Origin of the sequence: Streptomyces sp. NPDC023838, assembly GCF_040639555.1 — a bacterium.
In the GTDB taxonomy this organism is placed as follows: domain Bacteria; phylum Actinomycetota; class Actinomycetes; order Streptomycetales; family Streptomycetaceae; genus Streptomyces.
The window spans coordinates 202,484-228,771 of sequence record NZ_JBFAAD010000010.1 but is presented as its reverse complement, the minus strand read 5'-3'; the positions used below and the strand labels follow the sequence as shown (position 1 = coordinate 228,771).

Genomic DNA, 26,288 nt, shown 5'->3' with positions numbered 1-26,288 from the left:
CATCGTTCCCGCGGCGTCGGCCCGGTCGCCCCGGCGGTTGTCCACAGGGGTGGCCGGGCCGCCTTCCTGTTGGCACAGTGGATGCCATGCGGGGATGGTGGCAGGAGGTCTCCGGGCTGGTGCTGCCGGTTGCCTGCGGCGGCTGCGGCAGTCCCCGTACCGCGCTGTGCGAGCGGTGCGCGGCGGCGCTGCTCGATGCGCGGGCCCAGCGGGTCCGGCCTGCCCCCGAGCCCGCAGGCCTGCCGGTGGTGTACGCGGCGGCGGTGTACGAGGACGCCGTACGGGCGGTGCTGCTCGCGCACAAGGAACGGGGCGCCCTGGGGCTGGCCGGGGCCCTCGGCAAGGCGCTCGCGGGCGCGGTGCGGGCGGCCGCCGCAGCGCCCCGGGACGGGCCGCTGCTGCTCGTGCCGGTGCCGTCGGCGCGGCGGGCGGTGCGGGCCCGCGGGCATGACGCGGCGCGCCGGATCGCCCTGGCGGCGGCCGGGGAGTTGCGGCGTACGGGTACGGACGCGCGCGTGGCGGCGGTGCTGCGCCAGCGGCGTGCGGTGGCGGACCAGTCGGGGCTGAGCGCCCGGCAGCGGCTGGCGAATCTGAGCGGGGCGCTGGAGGTGGCAGTGGGCGGTGACAGGCTGCTGGAGGGCGGCCGGGTGGTGCTCGTGGACGACCTGATGACCACGGGAGCCTCGCTGGTGGAGGCGGCCCGGGCTGTCGCGGGCGCCGACCGGGGGGCGACCGGGCGGGTGGTCGGTGCCCCGGTGAACGCGATTGCGGGATTCGCACAACGGACGGCGGTGGCCGCGGTCATCGCGGCCACTCCGGCATCCTTCGAAATAAACCGGAACTGATGGGGAACTTCCATCGTTGCAGGTAGTGAGAGGGTGAAAACACCTGAACGGAGGTACGTGCGGGTAGCGGGTGCCGACACCCGTCCGAGCGAGCTATGTTCGGTTGTGAGGAATGGCGAGAGTCGGCCTCACTGAATGCACGGCCCTGCTTCTGGGTATTTCCCCGACCCTGAAGTCGGTGGGGTGACGATCTTCCCCACGGGGGAGGAGGAGGTGAAAGTCGCCCAGTCCGAGACTCCGGTGCTCACCGGAGTCTGGTGCAAGAGGGAGATGCTCCGCGGTGAAGGCGGAGTGATCCGGGAACGGAGTTCTGCGTGGACATCGTCGTCAAGGGCCGCAAGACCGAGGTACCCGAGCGGTTCCGCAAGCACGTGGCCGAGAAGCTGAAGCTGGAGAAGATCCAGAAGCTCGACGGCAAGGTAATCAGCCTCGACGTCGAGGTGTCCAAGGAACACAACCCGCGGCAGGCCGACCGTTCCGACCGAGTGGAGATCACGCTGCACTCGCGTGGCCCGGTGATCCGGGCGGAGGCGGCGGCAGGCGACCCGTACGCAGCGCTCGACCTGGCCCACAGCAAGCTGGAGGCGCGGCTGCGCAAGCAGCACGACAAGCGCTTCACCCGCAGGGGCAACGGCCGGATCTCGGCTGCCGAGGTGGCCGACGTGGTCCCGGGCGTGGCCCACTTGAACGGAAACGGCGAGCCGGTGGACGGATCGAGGGAGGAGCGCGTTCCCATCACCCGGATGGGATCGGTCGAAGTCCAGGGCGAAGGCCCGCTGGTGGTCCGCGAGAAGACCCATGTCGCCGCCCCGATGACGCTCGAGCAGGCGCTCTACGAAATGGAACTGGTCGGACACGACTTCTACCTCTTCGTCGACTCCGAGACGAAGCAGCCCAGCGTCGTCTACCGGCGGCACGCCTACGACTACGGCGTCATTCATCTGGAGACGGACCCGCTCGCCGGTGAGGACGCGAGCGGCGCCGGCGGAGCGCTCGGCGGATGACCAGGTGGGCGGCGCGCTGAACGGATCCGTGCGGCGCGCCGTACCAGAGTGCGGTGGTGCCCCTGGAGCGCTTGTGCGCCCCCAGGGGCACCACTGTGCGACTGATGGACCACCACTCTGTCGGCCGGGCATGAAATCATGGCGTCGCACGCCAACCGCTGCTCCCTGGAGCGCGATTGGTGCAGCCACACCAACTCGGGCCATGGCCTTCAGGGGGAGGAACGATGGCAGACAGCTTCGGGCCGGTGCATCACGGGTCGGCCGCGGACGGCTCTGACGGGGCTCCCACCGGCATGGAATCGGCCGGGTCGCGCAAGGAGCCGATCCGGGTCCTGGTCGTCGACGACCACGCGCTGTTCCGCCGGGGGCTGGAGATCGTGCTGGCCGCGGAGGAGGACATCCAGGTCGTCGGCGAGGCGGGCGACGGGGCGGAGGCCGTGGACAAGGCGGCGGACCTGCTTCCCGACATCGTGCTGATGGACGTACGGATGCCGAGGCGCGGCGGGATCGAGGCGTGCACCTCCATCAAGGAGGTGGCCCCCAGCGCGAAGATCATCATGCTGACGATCAGCGACGAGGAGGCCGACCTCTACGACGCGATCAAGGCGGGTGCGACGGGGTACCTCCTCAAGGAGATCTCCACCGACGAGGTGGCGACCGCGATCCGGGCGGTGGCGGACGGCCAGTCCCAGATCAGCCCGTCAATGGCGTCGAAGCTGCTCACCGAGTTCAAGTCGATGATCCAGCGCACCGACGAGCGCCGGCTGGTGCCCGCGCCAAGGCTCACCGACCGCGAGCTGGAGGTGCTCAAGCTCGTCGCCACGGGGATGAACAACCGGGACATCGCCAAGGAGTTGTTCATCTCCGAGAACACCGTGAAGAACCACGTCCGCAACATCCTGGAGAAGCTGCAACTGCACTCCAGGATGGAGGCGGTGGTGTACGCGATGCGCGAGAAGATCCTGGAGATCCGCTAGCCAGCGGCCCACCCTCGTCCCGCCCCCGCCCCCGCCCCCGCCCCCTTCCCCGTGCAGCCGTCAGGCCGCCGCTATCGCCGCCGTCAGCGCACGGGTGAGCCCGGGGGTGTCGGCGCGCTCGATCCGTACGGCGTCGCAGCCCACCCACCGCGCCGCCTCCAGCAGGGCCTGCGCCATCGGGGCTATCGCCTTCGGCGTCTCCAGGGAGACCTGCTTGGCCACCAGCGTGCGGCCCTCGCGGGCGGGGTCGGCGCGGCCGAGCAGCCTGCCGCCCGCCAGCAGCGGCATCGCGAAGTATCCGTACACCCGCTTCGGCTTGGGGGTGTAGGCCTCCAGACGGTGGCTGAAGCCGAAGATCCGCTCCGTGCGCGCGCGGTCCCAGATGAGCGAGTCGAACGGCGACAGGAGCGTCGTGCGGTGGCGTCCGCGCGGCTCGGTGGCCAGCGCCTCCGGGTCCGCCCAGGCAGGCTTGTCCCAGCCCTGGACGGTGACGGGGACCAGGCCGGAGTCGGCGATCACCGCGTCCACCTGCTCGCCCTTTAGGCGGTGGTAGTCCGCGATGTCCGCGCGCGTGCCGACGCCGAGGGAGCGGCCCGCCAGCGCGACGAGCCGGCGCAGGCACTCGGCGTCGTCCAGCTCGTCGTGGAGGTGGACGTCCGGTATGGCGCGCTCCGCCAGGTCGTACACCCGCTTCCAGCCGCGCCGTTCGGTGCACACCACCTCGCCGTACATCAGCGCGCGTTCGACGGCGACCTTGGACTCCGACCAGTCCCACCACTCGCCCTTGTTCTTGGCGCCGCCCAAGTCCGTCGCGGTCAGCGGGCCTTCGGCCCTCAGCTGCTTGATCACCTGCTCGTACGCCCCGTCGGGCAGGTCGTGGTGCCAGTGCGGGCGGGAGCGGTAGGCGCGGCGGCGGAAGGCGAAGTGCGGCCACTCCTCGACGGGGAGGATGCAGGCGGCGTGCGACCAGTACTCGAAGGCGTGGCCGTCCGTCCAGTACGCCGCGTCCACCGCCTTGCGGCCCACCGCGCCCAGGCGCGCGTATGGAATCAGCTCGTGCGACCGGGCGAGGACCGAGATCGTGTCGAGCTGGACCGCGCCCAGGTGGCGCAGCACGCCCCGTACCCCGCCCTTGCGGTCGGGGCTGCCCATGAATCCCTGGGCGCGCAGGGCGATGCGACGGGCCTCGTCGGCGGAGAGTTGGGCGGCGGGACGCGGCAGGCTGGTCATGCTCCGCACGATAGACGGCGGCACTGACAATCCACCGGGGAGAGTCCCTGGCTCGGTCCCCGCTGCCGCCGCTGCCCCCTTCCGGCCGGCGGCCGCTGCGGTTGCCTCCTCCCGGCCGGCGCTGACTGCCGCGGCCTCTTGCGGCCGGGGCCCGTCCGCGCTCGCCTCATGTCCGGCAGAGGCGTCGCCTCACCCTGGCAGAGGCGTCGCCTCACCCTGGCAGAGGCGTCACCTCACCCGGGCAGAGGCATCGCCTCACCCCCGGGACGGCAAGTACGCGCGCGTGGTGGGCAGACCCAGGTCGCCGGGGAGGAGGCTGCCCACCCAGCAGTCGCGGCGGGTGCCGCCCTGGACGAGGGCCGCGCGCAGGGTGCCCTCCATGGTGAAGCCCGCCTTCTCGGCCACCGCGCGCGAGGCCGCGTTGCCGACCTCGGCCCGCCACTCCAGGCGCTCGACCCCCGCCGACTCGAAGGCCCAGCGGGCCGCCGCCAGCGCCGCCTCGGTCATATAACCGCGGCCCCGGTACTCCTTGGCCGCCCAGAACCCCAGCTCGGCGACGCTCTCGCCGCGCCGCATCACGCCGACCATCGCCACCAGAGCGCCTTCCGAAACGACTCCGGCCCCCTCGGCCTCACTGTTGCCGGCAGCCTCACCTGCCCCACCCGTCGCGGAGGTGTCCCGCAGCCGTACCGCGAACGTGTAGTCGGAGTCGTCCCGCCAGCCGTTGGGCGCGAAGGTGCCGGTGAAGGCGTCGGCGTGCTCGCGCAGGTAGGGCGAGGGGACGGTGGTCCAGCGCTGGATGTCGGGGTCCTGACAGGCCGCGTACGACGCGTCCGCGTCCTGCGGACCGACGGGGCGCAGCAGCAGGCGCTCGGTGCTGAGGATGACTGGGTCCATCGGCTGATTCTCCGCGCGGGGCCGGAACGGACGCCAGGGCTTTTCGTCTTTCCCGGCACCTTCCGGGCGCCCTGTCCGTTGTCGTCATGGCAGACCTCCCGGCGCGGGCGGGTCCTCGCATACGATGGCCGTTGCCCAGAAGTAATCAACCGTACTCGACCGCGCCAGGCCCGACCGGCAAGGAGACCAACCCCCGTGTCCGTCCTCTCAAAGCTCATGCGTGCAGGCGAAGGCAAGATCCTGCGCAAGCTGCACCGCATCGCGGACCAGGTCAACTCCATCGAAGAGGACTTCGTGAACCTCTCCGACGCCGAGCTCCGTGCCCTCACCGACGAGTACAAGGAGCGGTACGCGAACGGGGAGAGCCTGGACGACCTGCTCCCGGAAGCCTTCGCCACCGTCCGCGAGGCCGCCAAGCGCGTTCTCGGCCAGCGGCACTACGACGTCCAGATGATGGGTGGCGCCGCGCTGCACCTCGGCTACGTGGCCGAGATGAAGACCGGTGAGGGCAAGACCCTCGTCGGCACGCTCCCGGCGTACCTCAACGCGCTCTCCGGCAAGGGCGTCCACCTGATCACGGTCAACGACTACCTGGCCGAGCGCGACTCCGAGATGATGGGCCGCGTGCACCGCTTCCTCGGCCTCGAGGTCGGCTGCATCCTGGCCAACATGTCGCCCGCCGAGCGCCGCGCGATGTACGCCTGCGACATCACGTACGGCACGAACAACGAGTTCGGCTTCGACTACCTGCGCGACAACATGGCGTGGTCCCAGGACGAGCTCGTCCAGCGCGGCCACAACTTCGCGATCGTCGACGAGGTCGACTCGATCCTGGTCGACGAGGCGCGTACGCCGCTGATCATCTCGGGCCCGGCCGACCAGGCCACCAAGTGGTACGGCGACTTCGCCAAGCTGGTCACGCGCCTCACCAAGGGTGAGGCGGGCAACCCGCTCAAGGGCATCGAGGAGACCGGCGACTACGAGGTCGACGAGAAGAAGCGCACCGTCGCCATCCACGAGCCCGGCGTCGCCAAGGTCGAGGACTGGCTGGGCATCGACAACCTCTACGAGTCGGTGAACACCCCGCTCGTCGGCTACCTGAACAACGCCATCAAGGCGAAGGAACTGTTCAAGAAGGACAAGGACTACGTCGTCATCGACGGCGAAGTCATGATCGTCGACGAGCACACCGGCCGTATCCTCGCCGGCCGCCGCTACAACGAGGGCATGCACCAGGCGATCGAGGCGAAGGAAGGGGTGGACATCAAGGACGAGAACCAGACGCTCGCCACGATCACCCTGCAGAACTTCTTCCGCCTCTACGACAAGCTCTCCGGCATGACCGGTACGGCGATGACCGAGGCCGCCGAGTTCCACCAGATCTACAAGCTGGGCGTCGTGCCGATCCCGACGAACAAGCCCATGGTCCGCAAGGACCAGTCGGACCTGATCTACCGCACCGAGGTCGCCAAGTTCGACGCGGTCGTCGACGACATCGCCGAGAAGCACGAGAAGGGCCAGCCGATCCTGGTCGGCACCACCTCGGTCGAGAAGTCCGAGTACCTCTCGCAGCAGCTCTCCAAGCGCGGCATCCAGCACGAAGTGCTGAACGCGAAGCAGCACGACCGGGAGGCGACGATCGTCGCCCAGGCCGGCCGCAAGGGCGCCGTCACGGTCGCCACGAACATGGCCGGACGAGGCACCGACATCAAGCTCGGCGGCAACCCGGACGACCTCGCCGAGGCGGAGCTGCGCCAGCGCGGCCTGGACCCGGTGGAACACGTCGAGGAGTGGGCGCACGCGCTGCCCGCCGCCCTGGAGAAGGCCGAGCAGGCCGTCAAGGCGGAGTTCGAAGAGGTCAAGGACCTCGGCGGGCTGTACGTGCTGGGCACCGAGCGACACGAGTCGCGCCGCATCGACAACCAGCTGCGCGGCCGCTCCGGCCGTCAGGGCGACCCGGGCGAGTCCCGCTTCTACCTGTCGCTCGGCGACGACCTGATGCGCCTGTTCAAGGCCCAGATGGTCGAGCGCGTCATGTCGATGGCGAACGTGCCGGACGACGTGCCGATCGAGAACAAGATGGTGACGCGCGCGATCGCGTCCGCCCAGTCGCAGGTCGAGCAGCAGAACTTCGAGACGCGTAAGAACGTCCTGAAGTACGACGAGGTGCTCAACCGCCAGCGCGAGGTCATCTACGGAGAGCGCCGCCGCGTCCTGGAGGGCGAGGACCTGCACGAGCAGGTGCAGCACTTCATGGACGACACCATCGACGCCTACATCCAGGCGGAGACGGTCGAGGGATTCGCCGAGGAGTGGGACCTGGACCGGCTGTGGGGCGCCTTCAAGCAGCTCTACCCGGTGAAGGTCACCGTGGAGGAGCTGGAGGAGGCGGCGGGTGACCGCGCGGGCATCACCGCCGAGTTCATCGCCGAGTCCATCAAGGACGACATCCACGAGCAGTACGCGGCGCGCGAGGAGCAGCTCGGCTCCGAGATCATGCGTGAGCTGGAGCGGCGCGTGGTCCTCTCGGTGCTCGACCGCAAGTGGCGCGAGCACCTCTACGAGATGGACTACCTCCAGGAGGGCATCGGCCTCCGTGCCATGGCGCAGAAGGACCCGCTGGTCGAGTACCAGCGCGAGGGCTTCGACATGTTCAACGCCATGATGGACGGCATCAAGGAGGAGTCCGTCGGCTACCTGTTCAACCTGGAGGTCCAGGTCGAGCAGCAGGTCGAGGAGGTCCCGGTCGAGGACGCGGCGCCCTCCGACAAGCCGTCGCTGGAGAAGGAGCCCGCCGGGGCGCGTCCGGAGATCCGGGCCAAGGGCCTGGACGCCCCGCAGCGCCCGGACCGGCTCCACTTCTCGGCCCCGACGGTGGACGGCGAGGGCGGCGTGGTCGAGGGCGACTTCGACAACGGCGACGAGCCGGCCCGCTCCGAGGCGGACGGCATGACCCGCGCGGAGCGCCGCAAGGCCCAGAAGAGCACGGGTGGCCGCCGCCGCAAGAAGTAGCCGCCAGAAGGAGCCGCGACAAGCAGCCGCCAGGGGCAGCAGCGCGCGGCCGCGAGGCACGCAGTCACCGGGTGGGGCCGGGCACCGTCGTACGGGTGCCCGGCCCCACTTCTACGGCCGCACAGCGCCAGCGCAGGTCGGCGCCCTGCTCCAGCCGGAAGGCCATGGCGCGTACGTGGTCGCCGGCGCCGATGCGGGCGAACGCCTCGATGACGCCCGGCTGTGGCACGTACTCGTCGCAGTGGCGCACCACGGGCCGGCACGAGGCCCGCAGCGGGCTGGCCGGGGCCAGGAGCACCAGCTGCTCGTAAGCCTCGCCGACGGTGTGCCCCAGCATCCAGTGGACGGGGCGGTGGCCGCTGAGGACGGCGAGCAGGCGTTCCGCGAACCAGTAGCGGGGCAGCCGCTGGCGCCGCGCCAACGCGCTGCCGGCGCCGGGCCTGGCGGGCCCCACGCGGTCGCTGCGGCCCGCGGGCCGGGTCCTGTCGGTCCGCGCGTCCGCCCGCGTCCCGTCGGCCCTGTAGGTCCTGTTCATCTCTGTCGCCTCCTTTGATACCGGCCAGTAGCTTTCTGTTGGGGATCTTGTACGGGGGCGGCGGCGCCGGTCGCAAGGGAGGCGGGGCGGGCGCGGCGGGGGCCGGGAGATTCACCTATCAGGGTGATGTGAGGCCCGGCGGGGCCGTCGGCGGCGGGAATCCGGCGGTCCGCAACCCAGGCCGCCGACGCCGCGCGGGCAACCCGAAGGGGGACTCCCACACGTATCCTGAGTCCGTCTTCCGACCAGAAAAGAGCGGCCTGTCATGCGCGTGTACCTCCCTCTGACCCTCCCTGGTCTTGCGACGGCGCACACGGCGGGAGAGCTCGGCCCCGGCCCGCTGACCGCCTATGCCGTCACGCCCGGGCTGCGTGAGTGGTACGTCTCGGACGACATCGAGGAGCTGGAGTACGCGGCCCTGAGCCGTGCGGCCGCCGCGTCGCTGCGGCTGCTCGCCGGGGACCCGGAGGCGGCCAGGCGCCGGGTCGTGGTCGCCGTGGACGTGCCCGACGGGGCCGCCTCGGCCGACCCGGACCGCGGCCTGGACGCGAGCGCGCTGGGCGAGGTGCGGATCCCCGGCCCGGTGCCACTGGCGAAGGCGGCCGCGGTGCACGTGGACTCCGACGACGCGGTCACCGACGTCGCCGCGGCGGCCGACGCGCTGGGCGCGGCGGACCAGGGCGACGACGACGCGCAGTTCACGGTCGACGGGGCCGAGGACCACGAACTGCTGTGGTTCGGGGTGCAGGAGATTCCCAACCTGATCGGCTGACAGCCTGGCTGACCTGCTCTCTTGGTCATTTCATGGGCCGGGACGGGGTCCGTTGTCAGTGGGGGTGGGTACCGTTCTGGCATGGGGAAGCGCACGACGCATCTGGTCTGGGACTGGAACGGCACACTGCTCGACGACATCGCCACGGTCATCGAGGCGACCAACGCCGCCTTCGCGGAGCTCGGCCTGGAGCCGATCACGCTGGAGCGGTACCGCGAGCTGTACTGCGTGCCGATACCCCGCTTCTACGAGCGGCTGATGGGGCGGCTGCCGACCGACGCGGAGTGGCTCGTGATGGACGAGGCGTTCCACAAGCACTACTGGCTCCGGGCGGATGCCTGCGCGCTCACGGTGGGCGCGGCCGAGCTGCTGGCCGCGCGGCGGGCGGCCGGGCACAGCCAGTCGCTGCTGTCGATGGCGCCGCACGAGCACCTGGTGCCGATCGTGCGGCGGCACGGCATCACCCACCACTTCCTGCGCGTCGACGGGCGCACAGGCCCCTCGCACGGCAGCAAGGCCGAGCACATGGTGCGCCATCTGACGCTGCTGCGGGAGGCGGGCGAGGGGATATCCCCCGACCGGATCGTGGTGATCGGGGACGCGGTGGACGACGCCGTGGCCGCGGCGCACGTCGGCGCGCGGGCGGTCCTGTTCACCGGCGGGTCGCACAGCCGGGCCAGCCTCGCGCTGGCGGGGGTGCCGGTGGTGGACACGCTGGTGGAGGCGGTGGAGACGGCGGAGCTGCTGGCGGGCTGACGGCCTCGTACGCGCGCGGTGTGCCTGGCCTTGCGGCGCTGCACCGTCTGCGGGACGCCCGCAGACGGTGCCTGGGCCTGGCGGCACCGAAGGGTGCGGGACGCCCCGGGCGCCCCGCACGCGGCTCCCTGAGGCACCCAGGGATGCTCGGAAGCCCCGTACCGCGCCCGCAGGGCCCGGTTACGTCACCGGCGCCTTCGCCCGCAGCACCGTGAGGAACTCCCGCATCCAGGCGGAGTGATCCGGCCAGGCGCGGGCGGAGACCAGGGTGCCGTCGACGACGGTTTCCGCGTCGCGGAAGCTGGCGCCTGCGGCCTGCATGTCGAGTTCGAGGGCGGGGTACGCGGTGACCCGGCGGCCACTGAGGCTGCCGATCGCGGCGGTCAGGAGGGGACCGTGACAGATCTGGGCGACCGGCTTGTCCGTGTCGAAGAAGGCCTTGAGGAGCTTGCGCAGCTCGGGGTCGTTGCGCAGGTATTCGGGCGCCCGGCCGCCCGGGATCACCAGGGCGGCGTACTGGCCGGGATCGACTTCCGAGAAGGCGAGGTCGGCCGGCCAGGTGTAGCCCGGCTTCTCGGTGTACGTGTCGAAGCCCGGCTCGAAGTCGTGGATGACGAACTGGAGCTTCTTGCGGGCGGGGGCGGCGATGTGGACGTCGTAGCCCTCCTCGCGCAGCCGCTGGTAGGGGTAGAGGACCTCCAGCGACTCCGCCGCGTCGCCGGTCACGATCAGGATCTTGGCTGCCATCGGTGCTCCCGGAGTCGACCGTGCGTGCCTGGCTCGTACAGAGCGTGCGGGGCCCTTCGCCCCGCCGTTGCTCGGGGTGTGCGCGGCGTGCCGCATGGTGCCGCTCGGCGTGCCGCGTGTACGGGGCAAACGTGCCCCGGCCCGGCCAGTTTGCCAAGAGGGCACTCGGACGGCGCGCGTCGCTGTCCAGAGTGTCAAACTTCGGGCCCTGGTTTTGTACACATACGGCTCATGACGGTTCGGGGGGGCGGGGCGATAGCCTTGACCCGTGATCAGCGCGATATCCCGCAGGGGCACTGACGCCCCTGCCCTGCGCCCGGAGTGCCACAGTGCCCGGGCCATCGCTGATTCCCGTATCCCGGGCTCTTCGCCAAAAATGGCCAATAACGACCCGGGCATCTCTCATCGCGGCATAACGTCGACTCCGACCGGACACCCCGCGTCGTGGCGTTGCGCTGCTTCTACCTACGTCACGCAACGGCGCGCGACAGGAGCCAGAGGACATGCAGACCAAGCTGGACGAAGCCAAGGCCGAGCTGCTCGCACGGGCGGCCCGGGTAGCTGAGAACAGCCCGGTGGGGGGCCCCGGCGGTCTGGGGAGCGCCCCCCAGGACCGGGCAGCCACTACCGGGGCCGCGGGGGAGGAAGGTCCTGCCCAGGACGCCGTCCTCGGGTATCTCCAGCGCTACTACCTGCACACCGCTCCCGAGGACCTGACGGACCGCGACCCGGTCGACGTCTTCGGCGCCGCCCTGTCGCACCACAGGCTGGCCGAAAACCGCCCGCAGGGCACCGCGAGCGTGCGGGTGCACACCCCGACGGTCGAGGAGAACGGCTGGACCTGCAGCCACTCGGTCGTCGAGGTCGTCACCGACGACATGCCCTTCCTCGTGGACTCCGTCACCAACGAGCTCTCCCGCCAGAGCCGCGGCATCCACGTCGTGATCCACCCGCAGGTCGTGGTCCGCCGCGACGTGACCGGCAAGCTCCTCGAGGTCCTGGACACCGGCGCCCAGACCGGCGGCCTGCCGCACGACGCGCTCACCGAGTCCTGGATCCACGTCGAGATCGACCGCGAGACCGACCGCGCCGACCTGAAGCAGATCACCGCCGACCTGCAGCGGGTGCTGTCCGACGTACGGGAAGCCGTCGAGGACTGGGAGAAGATGCGCGACGCCGCGCTGCGCATCGCCGACGAGCTCCCCAAGGAGCCCAAGGCGGGCGACCTGCGCGACGAGGAGGTGGACGAGGCCCGGGAGCTGCTGCGCTGGCTCTCCGACGACCACTTCACCTTCCTGGGCTTCCGCGAGTACGAGCTGCGCGAGGACGACTCGCTGGCGGCGGTGGCCGGCACCGGCCTCGGCATCCTGCGCTCCGACCCGCAGCACGCGGGCGACGACGCCCACCCGGTCAGCCCGTCCTTCGAGCGGCTGCCGGCCGACGCGCGCGCCAAGGCCCGCGAGCACAAGCTCCTGGTGCTCACCAAGGCCAACAGTCGGGCCACCGTGCACCGGCCCTCCTACCTCGACTACGTCGGGGTGAAGAAGTTCGACGACAGCGGCAACGTGGTCGGCGAGCGCCGCTTCCTCGGCCTGTTCTCCTCGGCCGCGTACACCGAGTCGGTCCGCCGTGTCCCGGTCGTGCGCCGCAAGGTCGCCGAGGTGCTGCGCGGCGCCGGGTTCTCGCCCAACAGCCACGACGGCCGCGACCTGCTCCAGATCCTGGAGACCTACCCGCGCGACGAGCTGTTCCAGACCCCGGCCGACCAGCTGCGCTCCATCGTCACCTCCGTGCTCTACCTCCAGGAGCGGCGCCGCCTCCGCCTCTACCTGCGCCAGGACGAGTACGGGCGCTACTACTCGGCGCTGATCTACCTGCCCCGCGACCGCTACACCACGGGCGTGCGGCTGCGGCTCATCGACATCCTCAAGGAGGAGCTCGGCGGCATCAGCGTCGACTTCACCGCCTGGAACACCGAGTCGATCCTTTCCCGGCTCCACTTCGTGGTGCGGGTGCCCGCCGGCACCGAGCTGCCCGACCTCACCGACGCCGACACCGAGCGCATCGAGACCCGCCTCGTGGAGGCCGCCCGCTCCTGGGCCGACGGCTTCTCCGACGCGCTGAACGCCGAGTGCGGCGAGGAGCGCGCCGCCGAGCTGCTGCGCCGCTACGGCCACGCCTTCCCCGAGGGCTACAAGGCCGACCACTCGCCGCGCGCCGCCGTGGCCGACCTGGTCCACCTGGAGCAGCTCACCCACGGCCGCAAGGACTTCGCGCTCTCGCTGTACGAGCCGGTCAACGCGGCCCCCGGCGAGCGCCGGTTCAAGATCTACCGCATCGGCGAGCAGGTCTCGCTCTCGGCCGTGCTGCCGGTCCTGCAGCGCCTGGGCGTGGAGGTCACCGACGAGCGCCCCTACGAGCTGCGCTGCGCCGACCGTACGCACGCGTGGATCTACGACTTCGGCCTGCGCCTGCCGAAGAAGCTCAACGGCAACGGCGACTACCTCGCGGACGACGCCCGCGAGCGCTTCCAGGAGGCCTTCGCCGCCACCTGGACCGGCGCCGCCGAGAACGACGGCTTCAACTCGCTGGTGCTGCGCGCCGGGCTCAACTGGCGCCAGGCGATGGTGCTGCGCGCCTACGCCAAGTACCTGCGCCAGGCCGGTTCGACCTTCAGCCAGGACTACATGGAGGACACCCTCCGCGACAACGTCCACACCACCCGGCTGCTGGTCTCGCTCTTCGAGGCGCGGATGTCGCCGAGCCGCCAGAGCGCGGGCACCGAGCTCATCGACGGTCTGCTCGAAGAGCTGGACGGGGCGCTCGACCAGGTCGCCTCGCTCGACGAGGACCGCATCCTGCGCTCCTTCCTCACCGTCATCAAGGCGACGCTGCGGACGAACTACTTCCAGAAGAACGCCGAGGGCAACCCCCACGCGTACGTCTCGATGAAGTTCGACCCGCAGGCGATCCCGGATCTGCCGGCGCCCCGCCCGGCGTTCGAGATCTGGGTGTACTCGCCGCGCGTCGAGGGCGTGCACCTGCGGTTCGGCAAGGTCGCGCGCGGTGGTCTGCGCTGGTCCGACCGCCGCGAGGACTTCCGTACGGAGATCCTGGGCCTGGTCAAGGCGCAGATGGTGAAGAACACCGTCATCGTGCCGGTCGGCGCCAAGGGCGGCTTCGTCGCCAAGCAGCTCCCGGACCCGTCCGTGGACCGCGACGCGTGGCTGGCCGAGGGCATCGCCTCGTACAAGACGTTCATCTCGGCGCTGCTCGACATCACCGACAACCTGGTGGCGGGCGAGGTCGTGCCGCCGGCCGACGTGGTGCGCCACGACGAGGACGACACCTACCTGGTGGTCGCCGCCGACAAGGGCACCGCGACCTTCTCGGACATCGCCAACGACGTGGCGATCAGCTACGACTTCTGGCTCGGTGACGCGTTCGCCTCCGGCGGCTCCGCCGGCTACGACCACAAGGGCATGGGCATCACCGCGCGCGGTGCCTGGGAGTCGGTCAAGCGGCACTTCCGCGAGCTGGGCCACGACAGCCAGACCGAGGACTTCACGGTCGTGGGCGTCGGCGACATGTCCGGTGACGTGTTCGGCAACGGCATGCTGCTCTCCGAGCACATCCGCCTGGTCGCCGCCTTCGACCACCGCCACATCTTCATCGACCCGTCCCCGGACGCGGCCGTCTCGTACGCCGAGCGGCGCCGCCTGTTCGACCTGCCCCGCAGCTCCTGGGCGGACTACAACAAGGAGCTGCTGTCCGCGGGCGGCGGCATCCACCCGCGGACCGCCAAGTCGATCCCGCTCAACGCGCAGGTGCGCGCGGCCCTCGGCATCGAGTCGGGTGTCACCAAGCTGACGCCCGCCGAGCTGATGCAGGCGATCCTCAAGGCGCCGGTGGACCTGCTGTGGAACGGCGGCATCGGTACGTACGTGAAGTCGTCGGCCGAGTCCAACGCGGACGTCGGCGACAAGGCGAACGACGCGATCCGCGTCAACGGCGAGGACCTGCGGGTCAAGGTCGTCGGCGAGGGCGGCAACCTGGGTCTGACCCAGCTCGGCCGGATCGAGTTCGACCGCAACGGCGGCAAGGTCAACACCGACGCGATCGACAACAGCGCGGGCGTGGACACCTCCGACCACGAGGTGAACATCAAGATCCTGCTCAACGGCCTGGTCACGGACGGCGATATGACCGTCAAGCAGCGCAACAAGATCCTCGCCCAGATGACCGACGAGGTCGGCAAGCTGGTGCTGCGCAACAACTACGCGCAGAACACGGCCCTGGCCAACGCGGTCGCGCAGTCCCCGTCGCTGCTCCACGCCCACCAGCGGTTCATGCGCCGCCTCGGGCGCGACGGCCACCTGGACCGGGCGCTGGAGTTCCTGCCGACCGACCGCCAGATCCGCGAGCTGCTCAACAACGGGCGCGGGCTCAGCCAGCCCGAGCTCGCCGTGCTGCTCGCGTACACCAAGATCACGGCGGCCGACGAGCTGGTCCACACGGATCTGCCGGACGACCCGTACCTGCAGAAGCTGCTCCACGCGTACTTCCCGAAGCAGCTGCGCGAGAAGTTCCCCGAGGCCATCGACGGGCACGCGCTGCGCCGCGAGATCGTCACCACGGTCCTGGTCAACGACACGGTCAACACCGGTGGTTCGACCTTCCTGCACAGGCTGCGGGAGGAGACCGGCGCGTCCATGGAGGAGATCGTCCGGGCGCAGACCGCGGCCCGCGAGATCTTCGGCCTGAGCGCGGTGTGGGACGCGGTCGAGGCGCTCGACAACAAGGTCGACGCCGACGTCCAGACCCGCATCCGCCTCCACTCGCGCCGCCTGGTCGAGCGCGGCACGCGCTGGCTGCTCAACAACCGGCCGCAGCCGCTCCAGATCGCCGAGACCATCGCGGACTTCGGCGAGGGCGTCGAGAAGGTCTGGGGCGAGCTGGCGAACATGCTCAAGGGCGCGGACCTGGAGTGGTACCAGTCGATCCTGGACGAGCTCACCGCGGCCGGGGTGCCGGACGAGCTCGCGCGCCGGGTCGCCGGGTTCTCCTCCGCCTTCCCGTCGCTCGACGTCGTGGCGATCTCGGGCCGCACCGGCAAGGACCCGCTGGCCGTGGCCGAGGTGTACTACGACCTCGCGGACCGGCTGCGGATCACCCAGCTGATGGACCGGATCATCGAGCTGCCGCGGGCCGACCGCTGGCAGTCCATGGCCCGCGCCTCCATCCGCGAGGACCTGTACGCGGCGCACGCGGGTCTCACCCAGGACGTGCTCTCGGTCGGCAGCGACACCTCCTCGCCCGAGCAGCGCTTCAAGGCCTGGGAGGAGAAGAACGCGGCGATCCTCGGCCGTGCGCGCAGCACCCTGGAGGAGATCCAGGGCTCGGACGCGTTCGACCTGGCGAACCTGTCGGTGGCGATGCGGACGATGCGGACGTTGCTGCGTACGCATAGCTGAGTCTGCGGGGCGGGGGGGCGCGGTTCCTCGCGCCCCCTGAACGACAAAAGAAGAAGGGGGGCGCCCACCTTGCGGTGGGCGCCCCCCTTCTTCTTTCCTTACCGCGTCGCCTTCCAGAGCGTGACCGTGCCCTCGAACGCCGGGATGTTCTTGTCCGTGGACGGCGTCACCTTGGTGATCTTCCACATGGCCAGATTGCCCTTGGTGGTCACCGAGCACATGGTGTCGCCCGCCTTGATCAGGTGGTCGTCGTTGAGCGCCTGGGCCGAGGCGGAGTTCGGCAGCGGGTTCTGCAGTGCGCCCTCGCGGCACTCCTCGGGCGTGGTGCCGTTCGCCTTGCCGAGCGCCTGCTTGAAGTCCAGCCGGTCGTCACGCGCCTCGAACTCGGTGTTGTCGTAGGCGAGCTTGCCGGTCGGGTCCACCTCGGGGACGTCGAAGTCGATCTGCGTGGTGGAGAGCGACTCCGGGGTGCGTACGGTGATCGGCTTGTCCTGGAAGACCACTGTGTACGTGACGTTGGCGGGCGGCGCCGAACTGTCGTCGCTCGCACCGTCCGAAGGCGTGGAGTCGGCCGCCGGGGACTGCTTCGGCGGGTTCTTGGCGGCGGGCGACTGCGAGGTGCCGCCCTTGGCCTGGTCGCCGTCGTCCTTCTTGCCGCTGGTGAACCAGACCGCCGCGGCCGCGCCCGCACCGACCGCCACGACCAGGGTGGCCGCCATGAGGACGGTACGCAGGCGGCGCTTCGGCTTCTTCTGCGACGCACCCGGGGCCGGGGCGGGCGCGGGCACCTGGGCGTGGCCCTGGGGCTGAGCCTGGCCCTGGCCCTGGGCGTGGGTGGGGACGGCGGGCTGCGGGGCCGTGCCGTAACCCGCGCCGTACCCCGTGTCGTAAGGGGCGCCGTACGCCGTGCCGTACCCGGGAACGGGGCCGGTCTGGGGGCCGGACTGCGGGCCCGACGGGGGGCCCTGCTGCGGGGCGGGCGGCGTCTGGGCGGCCGGGTAGCTCGTCGGCGGGGCCTGGGGGACCTGCGGGGCCGTGTGCGGTGCGGCCGGGGGCATCGACGGGGCCGCGGTGGGCGGCAGCGAGGGCTGCGCCGGGGTGGGCTTCGGCGGCGCCGCGGCCGCCTGCTCGCTGCGGGCGATCTCCGCCGCGACCGCCTCCGGCAGCCACCCGGTGAAGTCCCGCAGGCCGCGGCCCGACGCCTGCTCGCAGAGCGGGGCGAGGTCGGCCGGGGTGATGCGCCGCTCCGGGTCGGCGGTCAGCGTGCACTCAAGCAGCGGGCGCAGCTCCGCCGGGTAGCCGCTCAGGTCCGGCGGGCGGTGCGCGGAGTTGGCGATCTGCGCGGCCACGGTGATGGCGCCGCCGTCGCCGTACGGGTGGCGGCCGGTGGCCGCGACGGCCGCGATCAGGCCGAGCGAGAACACGTCGGTGGCGGGCGTGAGCTTTTCGCCCAGTGCGTGCTCGGGCGACATGTACTGCGGCGTGCCGATCATGCCGCCGCTCGCGGTGAGCTGGGTGGCGTCGGCGGCGCGCGCGATGCCGAAGTCGATCACGTACGGGCCGCCGGAGCCGAGCAGCACGTTGCTGGGCTTCAGATCGCGGTGGATCACTCCGGCCGCGTGGACGGCGGTCAGCGCCTGCGCCGCGCAGCCGATGAGCTGGAAGACGGCGGGCAGCGGCAGCGGGCCGAACGAGGTCAGCGCGTCGTGCAGCGAGAGGCCCGGCACGTACTGCGTGGCGAGCCAGGGCTGGGCGCCGCTGGTGTCGTGGTCCACCACCGGCACGATGTGGTACCCCTGCACCCGGCGGGCGGCCTGCACCTCCTGCTCGAAGCGGCGCCGGAAGTCGGGGTCCTGGCCGTACTCGCGGCGGATCACCTTGAGCGCGACCGGCTGTCCGCCGCGGGTGTGCGAGAGGTAGACCGTGCCCATGCCGCCCTCGCCGATGCGGGCGAGGAGCTGGTAGCCGGCGGTCTCGCGGGGGTCCTCCGGCCCGAGTGGACTGAGTGTGTCGCCGGATCTGCTGATGGTTCCTCCCCCGGTCGTGGCACCCGACGTGCCGTCAACTGCTGCGGGCGCAGAGCCTACGCGGGCAGCGGCCGCCGGTACTACTCAGCTCCGGAACGCCTGGTCCCGCGCACGCGGCGGATGAATTCGGCCGCGTCGGGGTCGTGGACCGTCAGCGGCGCCGTCGGGGGCATCGCCGGGACCGTCGGCGCGTCCGGCAGCGCCATCCGCAGCCGGTACGCCGCCTCCGTCCTGGCGATGGCGGCCAGATGCGGCGCGGGCAGCCAGTCCGCGAAGTCGAGAGGGCCGCGGCCGGACAGCCGCCGGCACAGCGCGGCCAACTCGGCGGCGGCGGGCCGCTCTTCGGGCCGGGCGGCCAGACAGAGCCGGAGCACCTCGCGCAGCGGTTCGGGGTACGGCGTGAGGTCCGGCGGCTCGCGGTCGGTGCCCGCGATGCGCGCGGCGACCGCCAGGGCGCTGCCCCGTCCGTACGGATGCTGCCCGGTGGCGGCGAGACCGGCTAGCAGTCCGAGGGCGAAGACGTCGGCGGCCGGGGTGAGTTCGCGTCCCAGGGCGTGCTCGGGCGACATGTACTTCGGGGTGCCCACCAGGCGTCCGGTGGTGGTGAGCCGGACCGCCCCGGCGGCCTTGGCTATGCCGAAGTCGAGCAGCCAGGGGCCGTCGGCGGCGAGCAGCAGGTTGCCGGGCTTCACATCGCGGTGGATCACCCCGGCGTGGTGCACGGAGTCCAGCGCGCGGGCCGCGCAGGCGAGCAGGTGCAGCACGGCGCCGGGCGGCAGCGGTCCGTGCGCCTCCAGGGCGTCGTCCAGCGGGACGCCCGGGACGTAGCGGGTGGCGAGCCAGGGGCTCGGGGCCTGCGCCGAGTGGTCCAGGACGGGGGCGACATGGGCCCCGTACACCCGCTGGGCGGCCTCGACCTCGCGCGCGAAGCGGCGGCGGAAGTCCTCGTTCTCCGCGTACTCCCTGCGGATCAGTTTGAGGGCCACCGGCTGGCTGCCCCGGGTGCGGGAGAGGTAGACCGTGCCCATGCCGCCCTCGCCTATGCGGGCTTCCAGGACATAGCCGGAGACCTGGCGCGGGTCGTCCGCGCGCAGCGGCGCGAAACGTGTGTCGGACACCCCGACCCCCCTTCCCCCAAGGCCTCTTGCGGTACTGCCGAGGCCCTCGTGCCGATGGAGAACGAGACTATCGCGGCCCACTGACAACGGGTCCCGCGGCGGCGGCCGTCCACAGCCGACGGCAGGACAGCAGGGCCGCGCCGAGCAGCAGTCCGTTGCGCAGGACCATGAGTGAGGTGCCGAGCGCGCTCCCGGCCATGACCTGGTCGTACAGGGTCGGGAAGGCGAGGGCGCTCAGGGCCGCGGCGGGCAGCATCAGCAGGGCGACGGGCCGCTGGCTGGTCTGCCGGGAGGTCAGGCACACGGCGGCGAGACCGAGCAGCCAGACCAGGTACTGGGGGCTGATGACCCGGCTGGTCACCGTGAAGAGCAGGACCGCGCAGAGCGCCGCGTCCGCCGGGGTGGCCGCGGTCCACCGGCGTGCCCTGACCCGCCACAGCAGCAGCCAGCAGAGCGCGGCCGCGGTCAGGGCGAGCGCCAGCCGCGCCACGCTGGAGACGTACGGGCCGGTGAACTCCATGGCCCCGTACCGGTAGGCGACCCGGCCGGGCCAGTGCGTGAGGAGGTGGGCGAGCTGGAGGGCGGTGCCACCGAGGGACTCGATCTGGACGCCCCGGTTCCCCTGCTGCCGCAGGAAGTCCAGGGTGTGGCTGAAGCCGAGGGCGAGGGCGGCGAGCAGGGCGGCGGCGGCGCCGAGTGCCGCCGTCCACGACGCGCGCGTGGTGCGACCGCGTGGGGTGCCGAGCAGGATCAGGGCGGGCCAGATCTTGACCAGCGCGCCGAGCCCGGCGAGCGCCCCGCCGAGGCGCGGTCTGCACCGCAGGCAGAGCAGGGCGGTCACGGCCGGGGCCGTGACCAGAACGTCGTAGCGGCCGTACGGGAGGTGGAGCAGCAGCGGCAGGCCGCCCACCCACACCCAGGCCCCCGCCACGCCGCCGCCCGCCCGGGCCCCGGCCCGTACCAGGGCGAACGCGATCAGCGCGTCGGCGGCCAGGGTCAGGGCGACGAAGGCCTGGAAGAAGGTCAGGAACGGCAGCAGAGCGGGGGAGAGGATCACCGCGCCCGCACCCGGCGGGTACTGCCAGGTGGGGTCGCCGTACGGGAAGTGACCGGAGATCAGCTGCCCGTACCACTGGCGGTACAGGACGTACACCTCGCCCGTCACCCCGCCGACGCCGATCGAGTCGTCGACGAGGAGGAAGAGCATCAACGCGCGCGTGGCGAGCCAGGTGGCGGCGACGGCGTACCGGATGCGGCGGTCGGCGGCGCCCGGGTCGGGGGCGGCGCCCGGGGCGGGGATGCTCAGCTGCTGGATCGTCATCGACCAGCAGTTTAGACTGGTTTGGGGTATTTATTCGTACTGGTTTTAGAGGGTTGACCCTATTTCTTCTTGGTGTACTCCTCGTACGCGGCGACGACTTCCTCGGCCGGGCCGTCCATCCGCAGGACGCCCGACTCCAGCCAGATGGCCCGGTCGCAGGTCTGCTTGATGGTGCCGTTGCTGTGGCTGACCAGGAAGACCGTGCCCGCCTCGGCGCGCAGCTCCTCGATCCGCTCCTGGCTGCGCCGCTGGAAGCGGGCGTCGCCGGTGGAGAGCGCCTCGTCGATGAGGAGCACGTCGTGGGACTTGGCGGCGGCGATGGAGAACCGCAGCCGGGCGCCCATGCCCGAGGAGTAGGTACGCATCGGGAGCGAGATGAAGTCACCCTTCTCGTTGATCCCGGAGAACTCGACGATGTCGTCGTAGCGGTCCCGGACCTCCTCGCGGGACATGCCCATGGCGAGCCCGCCGAGGGTGACGTTGCGCTCGCCGGTGAGGTCGTTCATCAGCGCCGCGTTGACGCCGAGCAGGGACGGCTGGCCCTGGGTGAAGAGCCTGCCCCTCGCGGTCGGGAGCAGCCCCGCGACGGCCTTCAGGAGGGTGGACTTGCCCGAGCCGTTGGAGCCGATCAGGCCGATCGCCTCACCCTTGCGGGCGACGAAGCTGACGCCCTTGACGGCGTGCACCTCGCGGATGCCCGGGGCGGCCTTGCGGGAGGCGATCCGGCTGAGTGCGGAGGTCGCGCTGCCCCTGCCCTTGGTGGAGCCGCCGTTGACCTTGTAGACGACGTGGACGTCGTCGGCGATGACGGTGGGAGCGCCGGTCTTCGTAGAGGTGGTGATCACGGTGGGAGTGCTGTCAGCCACGGCCGTACTTCTCCTCTGCCTTCCAGAAGTAGATGAATCCGGCGACGAGGGCGAGGAGCGCCCAGCCGCCCGCGACCGCCCACACGTGCGGAGGGAGCTGCTTCGCCTTGAAGCTGTGGATCAGCGCGAAGCGCATCAGGTCGATGTAGACGGCCGCCGGGTTGTACTCGAGCACCTTCACCAGGCCGTGCGGCAGCGAGGTGCGGGTCATCAGCTGCGGCAGGCTCCACATGACGCCCGAGACGTACATCCAGGTGCGCAGGACGAAGGGCATCAGCTGCGAGACATCCGGGGTCTTGCTGGCGACCCGGGCCATCGCGAGCGACAGACCGGTGTTGAACATGGCCTGCAGGATCAGCACGGGGACGGCGATCAGCCAGGACACCGCCGGATAGACGCCCACGGCGACCAGGATCATGCCGAGCGCGGCGATGGAGAACAGCAGCTGCTGGAGCTGCTGGAGCGCGAGCGCGATGGGCAACGACGCGCGCGGGAAGTGCAGGGCGCGCACCAGGCCCATGTTGCCGGTGATCGCGCGCGTGCCCGACATGATCGAGTTGGCGGTGAAGGTCCAGACGAAGACGCCGGTGACCAGGAACGGGATGTAGTCCGGGACGCCCTGCTTGGTGCCCATCAGGATGCCGAAGATGAAGTAGTAGACCGTCGCGTTGAGCAGCGGGGTCATCAGCTGCCAGATCTGGCCGAGCTTCGCCTCGCTGTACTGCGCGGTGAGCTTGGCGGTGGCGAACGCCGAGATGAAGTGGCGGCGCTCCCAGAGCTGGTGGACGTACTCCTTGAGCGACGGGCGCGCGCCACTGACCGTGAGGCCGTACTTGGCGGCCAGTTCGGCGGCGCCCAGGCCCTGGTCGGGGTCGACGGGCCGGGTGTCCTGCGCGGGGGCCGGCGGGGCCGGCGGGGCTGCTGTCTGGCTCACAACGATCGCTTTCGACGTGGCTTCGCGGGGACGCGGGGACGCGGTGTCGGCGGTGTCTCAAGGCCGGGGTGTGGACGGGCGGTGAACCCGGGGTTACGACGGGACGGGTCCGTATCGTCGTAACGGTGAGAGTAGGACGTGATGACGTCGCAACGCAACCGTCTCGTCGTATCGCTATGCTCAAGACATGACCAACTCGGACACCCCGGCCCCCGCCGAACCCCAGCGCCGCGCCCCGGCCGGTGCCGCCGTGCTGCGCTCGGACGTGACGGAGGCCATCCGGAAAGCGGTGTTCGAGGAGTTGGCGGCGGTCGGGTTCGCCCGGATGTCGATCGAGGGCATCGCGCGCCGGGCCGGAGTGGGCAAGACGGCCGTCTACCGACGCTGGAAGTCCAAGCTGAGCCTGGTCCTCGACCTGGTGTCCGCCTTCGCCGCACAGGGCCTGCCGGTGCCCCACACGGGCTCGCTGCACGGGGACATCCGGGCGCTGCTCGCGGTGGCCTCGCTCGCCCTGCGCCACCCGGTCGCCTCCCAGGTGATCCCGGACCTGCTCGTCGAGTCCGTGCGCCACCCGGAGATCGCGGACGCCATCAAGGAGGCGCTGCTCGACGGCCAGAAGGGCGTCGCGGCGGTCGTGGTGCGCGAGGCCGTGGAGCGTGGCGAGCTCTCCGAGGGCGCCGACCCGGACCGGGCCCTCGACCTGATCGTCGGGCCGCTGTACTGGCGGCTCGTGGTGGTCCGGGGCGACCTGCCGAAGGGGTACCTGGACGATCTGGCCACGGCGGCGGTGGCGGCGCTCAAGGCGACGGGGTGAAGGCAGCGGGGTTGAAGGCGCCGGGGTGAAGGCGAGGGCCTGAAGGCCCCGGGGCTGGGAGTTCCCCAGCGCCGACGACGCGCCCCCTACGTACGTAGTACGTCCCTCACTCCCTCCCGTACTCGACCCGCGCCAGCACCTCCCCGCTGTGCGGGCTGAACGCGACCACCACGGCCTCCTCGGGGAGGTGCTCCTCGGGTGTGAGCAGCAGCCAGTGGACGCCGTAGCGGCGGGCGATGGCCGCGCGCGCGTGGCGGGGCGTCGACGGGGAGAGATACCGCGTCACGGCCGCCTTGCGGCGCAGCCGTTCGGGCTCCGCGAGCGCCGGGTCGGGCCAGACCGGGGCCACCAGGAAGGGCCCGTACCCCGGCAGCGAACGGACTACGTAGTAGTCGTCCGCGAGGACCGTCTCACCGGGCGGGATGTGCTGGGCGGCCCAGCCGTACGTGTCCCAGTGCGGCGGGCGCTCGATGCCCCGCACCCCCAGGCTCGGCGCCACCGCCCCGGCCTGGGCCGAGACGAACCCCAGGCACGCCCCGGCCGCCGCGAGCGGGGCCAGTGCGCGGCGGGCCGCGGACCAGGGGCGCGGCAGGGTCAGTTCGACGGCGAGCGCGACCTGCGCGGGGACCGGGGCGACCGCGAGCAGCCGGCCGTACGTGTAGTGGCCGCTCACCCAGCCGTAGAGGACCACCAGCCCGAACAGCAGCGTCATCAGCACCAGCGGATCGCGCCGGTCGCGGCGCAGGCGCAGCAGCAGGGCGGGCACGCCGAGCAGGGCCGCCAGCCAGTAACGACCGGTCAGATCTTCATACAGGGCCCTGTGCATGGAATCGATGCCGGTGTCACCGACGAGTGTGAAGATGTCGCAGTACGGCCAGGTCACCGCCACCGCCAGCGCGCCCGCCCCCGCCAGCGCCCAGCGGCCGGCCGCCGCGCGGGTCCACGCCCCCTTCCGCGCGAGGGCCATCCCGGCCGTGCCGATCACCGCCGCGATCGCGGTGATCGGGTGGACGAGGACGACCACGCCGGTGAGTACGCCGAGCGCGGCGTACTCCAGCGGGGCGGCGCGCCACCGCGCGGTACGGGAAGAACGTTCCGTCAGACGGCCCGTCAGGGCCCAGATGTGAAAGGTGAGGCCAATGGCGAACGTGCTCGGGTAGGACAGGTTGCCGGTCATCGACAGCAGGCCGAGGAACCCGCTCCACCACGTCACGGCGGTGCCCCACAGCACCGACGAGAAGGCCAGGGCGAACACCGGCGCCCACGCGCGCGTGGAGAACAGCCGGGTGAAGCGGCCGAGTCCGGTGATCAGGACCAGCAGGTTGACCGGCCCGAACAGCCGCACCACCAGGCGGCCGGGCAGGTCGGTGAGGTGTGCGAACAGGCCCTGGACGACGGAGTACGGCGAGTAGTACGGGCTGCCCGCGCCCGGCAGGTCGGCCATCGGGTGCGCGGGGGCGAGCAGATCGGCCTTCAGGCGTTCCACCACAGCGGCGTGCGTGCCGAGGTCGCAGCAGAGCGGCACGCGCCAGGCCGCCGCCGATATCACCAGCCAGAACATCCCGCCGAGCACGAAGTACGGCGTGACGCGCCAGGCGGGGCCCGGGGGCGGCGCGTCGGCGGGACGGGCGGCCGCGCGCCGGGGCGCCGGAAGCCGGGCGGGGCCGGTGGGAGGACCGGTCGGGGGGCCGGTGGGAGGGAACGTGCGCACAGGTCATCGGTTCCGTGGGGGTCCGCGTCTGTCCCGGCATCCCGCGTCGATCACCCGATCAGCAGCCCGCCGTCAGCCGGTCGACGACCCGGGCCGCCGCCCGGCCGTCGTCCAGATCGCAGTACGCGGTGCGGAACGCGGCGTAGGCGTCCGCGTGGGCCGAGGCGACCCTCTCCGGGTCCCGCAGCGCCTCGGCCACCGCGCCGGTGTCCGTGAGCAGCGGCCCGGGCGCCAGCGCCTCGAAGTCGGCGTAGAAGCCGCGCGCGGTGTCGCGGTAGTGGACGAGGTCGTACGTGTGGAAGAGCATCGGGCGGCCAGTGTGGGCGAAGCCGCAGATCAGCCCCGAGTAGTCGGTGACCAGGACATCGGCGGCGAGCAGCAGCCCGGACGTCGTGGGGTGCGCCGAGACGTCACGGCCGCCGGGTGAGGCTCCCGCCACGCGCGCGTGGCGCCGCACGAGGACGACGTGGTCATCCCCGAGCTTGCGCTCCAGCTCGACGACGTCGAGCCCCGCCGGGTCGGGCCTGTGGAGGGCGGGATGGCCGGGGCCTAGGGGGAGGTGGGTGCGGTAGGTGGGGGCGTGGAGCACCACGCGCGCGTGGGGGCCCGCGCCGAGGGCGGCGCGCACCCGGGCGCGGGCGCGGGCCCGGTCGGGCGCGAGGAGGGCGTCGTTGGCGGGGTTGCCCGCCTCCAGGACCTCGCCGTCGTACGCGAGGGCCCGGCGCAGCACCGGCGTGGCCCACCGGCTGGGCGACACCAGCAGCGACCACTGGCGCGCCAGGCGCGGCAGCGCCTCGATGCGGCGGTGGTCGGCGTGGAGGGTGCCCGTCAGATCGGTGCCGATCCGGCCGAGCGGGGTGCCGTGCCAGGTCTGCACGACGGTCTGCCCCGGCCGCCGTTCGAACCACTCGGGCAGGTGGTCGTCGGTGACGATGTGCCGGGCGGTCGCCAGTGCCTCGTACCAGCCGCGGCTGTACGGCTCGACGGGTGCGGCGCCGGGCGGGGCCGTGCGCCGCCGGTCGCCGGTGACCCACAGCGGGCTCAATCCGCTGTCCCGGCGGGCCAGTTCGGCCAGCACCGCGCGCGGGGAGTCGCCGCCCGCGAACAGGACGGTGTCGCTCAGTGGGGCGTGCCGGCGCCGGTCCGGGTAGTACGCCGTCCGCAGCCCGCGCTGCCGGTACGCGCCGCGCTCGGCCTCGGCGAGGGGTGACCCGGCGACGAGTTCCAGCCGGTCCCCGTGGCGGCGGG

At 71.7% G+C, this 26,288-nt stretch carries 19 protein-coding genes; 8 read left to right on the top strand and 11 right to left on the bottom strand.

Annotated features, from left to right (window positions below; all coding sequences use genetic code 11):
* The first annotated feature begins 86 nt into the window (after positions 1-86).
* The 3 genes from AB0G17_RS15820 to AB0G17_RS15810 all read left to right on the top strand — a co-directional run bounded on the left by AB0G17_RS15820 (position 87) and on the right by AB0G17_RS15810 (position 2,826).
* The gene (locus AB0G17_RS15820) at positions 87-845 is read left to right on the top strand and encodes a ComF family protein (protein ID WP_361381689.1); all 759 of its coding nucleotides are present in this window, start codon (positions 87-89) and stop codon (positions 843-845) included.
* Positions 846-1,159: 314 nt separating this feature from the next.
* Positions 1,160-1,849 (top strand): ribosome-associated translation inhibitor RaiA, encoded by a 690-nt coding sequence (raiA, locus tag AB0G17_RS15815; protein ID WP_361381686.1) that lies wholly within the window; start codon positions 1,160-1,162, stop codon positions 1,847-1,849.
* 224 nt (positions 1,850-2,073) lie between these two features.
* Positions 2,074-2,826, top strand: a complete 753-nt coding sequence (locus AB0G17_RS15810; RefSeq protein WP_361381683.1) for a response regulator transcription factor — start codon at positions 2,074-2,076, stop codon at positions 2,824-2,826.
* A 60-nt stretch (positions 2,827-2,886) separates the two neighbouring features.
* Here AB0G17_RS15810 and AB0G17_RS15805 read toward each other — a convergent pair whose 3' ends face one another.
* Positions 2,887-4,056, bottom strand: coding sequence for a crosslink repair DNA glycosylase YcaQ family protein (locus AB0G17_RS15805; RefSeq protein ID WP_361381680.1), 1,170 nt, complete (start codon positions 4,054-4,056; stop codon positions 2,887-2,889).
* Positions 4,057-4,311: 255 nt separating this feature from the next.
* Entirely contained in the window at positions 4,312-4,953 is a 642-nt protein-coding gene (locus tag AB0G17_RS15800; protein WP_361381677.1) for a GNAT family protein, read from the bottom strand.
* Between the two features lie 195 nt (positions 4,954-5,148).
* On the opposite strand from AB0G17_RS15800, the gene secA reads away from it, so the two are divergent.
* Positions 5,149-7,965, top strand: a complete 2,817-nt coding sequence (secA, locus tag AB0G17_RS15795; RefSeq protein ID WP_361381674.1) for a preprotein translocase subunit SecA — start codon at positions 5,149-5,151, stop codon at positions 7,963-7,965.
* Positions 7,966-8,029: 64 nt separating this feature from the next.
* Here secA and AB0G17_RS15790 read toward each other — a convergent pair whose 3' ends face one another.
* Positions 8,030-8,500 (bottom strand): Rv3235 family protein, encoded by a 471-nt coding sequence (locus AB0G17_RS15790; RefSeq protein WP_361381671.1) that lies wholly within the window; start codon positions 8,498-8,500, stop codon positions 8,030-8,032.
* A 265-nt stretch (positions 8,501-8,765) separates the two neighbouring features.
* On the opposite strand from AB0G17_RS15790, the gene AB0G17_RS15785 reads away from it, so the two are divergent.
* A complete protein-coding gene (locus tag AB0G17_RS15785) occupies positions 8,766-9,272 on the top strand; it encodes a hypothetical protein (RefSeq protein ID WP_361381668.1) in 507 nt (168 codons plus the stop codon).
* Between the two features lie 81 nt (positions 9,273-9,353).
* Positions 9,354-10,028, top strand: coding sequence for a haloacid dehalogenase-like hydrolase (locus AB0G17_RS15780; protein ID WP_361381665.1), 675 nt, complete (start codon positions 9,354-9,356; stop codon positions 10,026-10,028).
* A 180-nt stretch (positions 10,029-10,208) separates the two neighbouring features.
* On the opposite strand, the gene AB0G17_RS15775 is transcribed toward AB0G17_RS15780, so the two are convergent.
* Complete coding sequence (locus AB0G17_RS15775; RefSeq protein WP_361381662.1) at positions 10,209-10,775, bottom strand: DJ-1/PfpI family protein; 567 nt, start codon at positions 10,773-10,775, stop codon at positions 10,209-10,211.
* 503 nt (positions 10,776-11,278) lie between these two features.
* Here AB0G17_RS15775 and AB0G17_RS15770 point away from each other — a divergent pair.
* Positions 11,279-16,249 (top strand): NAD-glutamate dehydrogenase, encoded by a 4,971-nt coding sequence (locus AB0G17_RS15770; RefSeq protein WP_361381659.1) that lies wholly within the window; start codon positions 11,279-11,281, stop codon positions 16,247-16,249.
* A 98-nt stretch (positions 16,250-16,347) separates the two neighbouring features.
* Here AB0G17_RS15770 and AB0G17_RS15765 read toward each other — a convergent pair whose 3' ends face one another.
* The 5 genes from AB0G17_RS15765 to AB0G17_RS15745 all read right to left on the bottom strand — a co-directional run bounded on the left by AB0G17_RS15765 (position 16,348) and on the right by AB0G17_RS15745 (position 22,515).
* Positions 16,348-18,276 (bottom strand): serine/threonine-protein kinase, encoded by a 1,929-nt coding sequence (locus AB0G17_RS15765; protein WP_361381760.1) that lies wholly within the window; start codon positions 18,274-18,276, stop codon positions 16,348-16,350.
* A gap of 80 nt (positions 18,277-18,356) precedes the next feature.
* Positions 18,357-19,394: a serine/threonine-protein kinase gene (locus AB0G17_RS15760; protein ID WP_361381656.1), complete on the bottom strand. Its 1,038-nt coding sequence runs from the start codon at positions 19,392-19,394 to the stop codon at positions 18,357-18,359.
* A 67-nt stretch (positions 19,395-19,461) separates the two neighbouring features.
* Positions 19,462-20,601, bottom strand: a complete 1,140-nt coding sequence (locus AB0G17_RS15755) for a glycosyltransferase 87 family protein (protein ID WP_361381757.1) — start codon at positions 20,599-20,601, stop codon at positions 19,462-19,464.
* A gap of 173 nt (positions 20,602-20,774) precedes the next feature.
* Complete coding sequence (locus AB0G17_RS15750) at positions 20,775-21,581, bottom strand: ABC transporter ATP-binding protein (protein ID WP_361381653.1); 807 nt, start codon at positions 21,579-21,581, stop codon at positions 20,775-20,777.
* Positions 21,574-22,515 (bottom strand): ABC transporter permease, encoded by a 942-nt coding sequence (locus AB0G17_RS15745; protein ID WP_361381650.1) that lies wholly within the window; start codon positions 22,513-22,515, stop codon positions 21,574-21,576. The genes AB0G17_RS15750 and AB0G17_RS15745 overlap by 8 nt, the downstream gene beginning before the upstream one ends.
* A 187-nt stretch (positions 22,516-22,702) precedes the next feature.
* Between AB0G17_RS15745 and AB0G17_RS15740 the strand changes: the two genes are divergently transcribed.
* Entirely contained in the window at positions 22,703-23,329 is a 627-nt protein-coding gene (locus AB0G17_RS15740) for a TetR/AcrR family transcriptional regulator (protein WP_361381647.1), read from the top strand.
* 106 nt (positions 23,330-23,435) lie between these two features.
* Here the strand turns inward: AB0G17_RS15740 and AB0G17_RS15735 are convergent, their stop codons facing one another.
* Entirely contained in the window at positions 23,436-24,890 is a 1,455-nt protein-coding gene (locus AB0G17_RS15735) for a hypothetical protein (protein WP_361381754.1), read from the bottom strand.
* 208 nt (positions 24,891-25,098) lie between these two features.
* Positions 25,099-26,118, bottom strand: a complete 1,020-nt coding sequence (locus AB0G17_RS15730; protein WP_361381751.1) for a CDP-glycerol glycerophosphotransferase family protein — start codon at positions 26,116-26,118, stop codon at positions 25,099-25,101.
* Between the last annotated feature and the right edge of the window lie 170 nt (positions 26,119-26,288).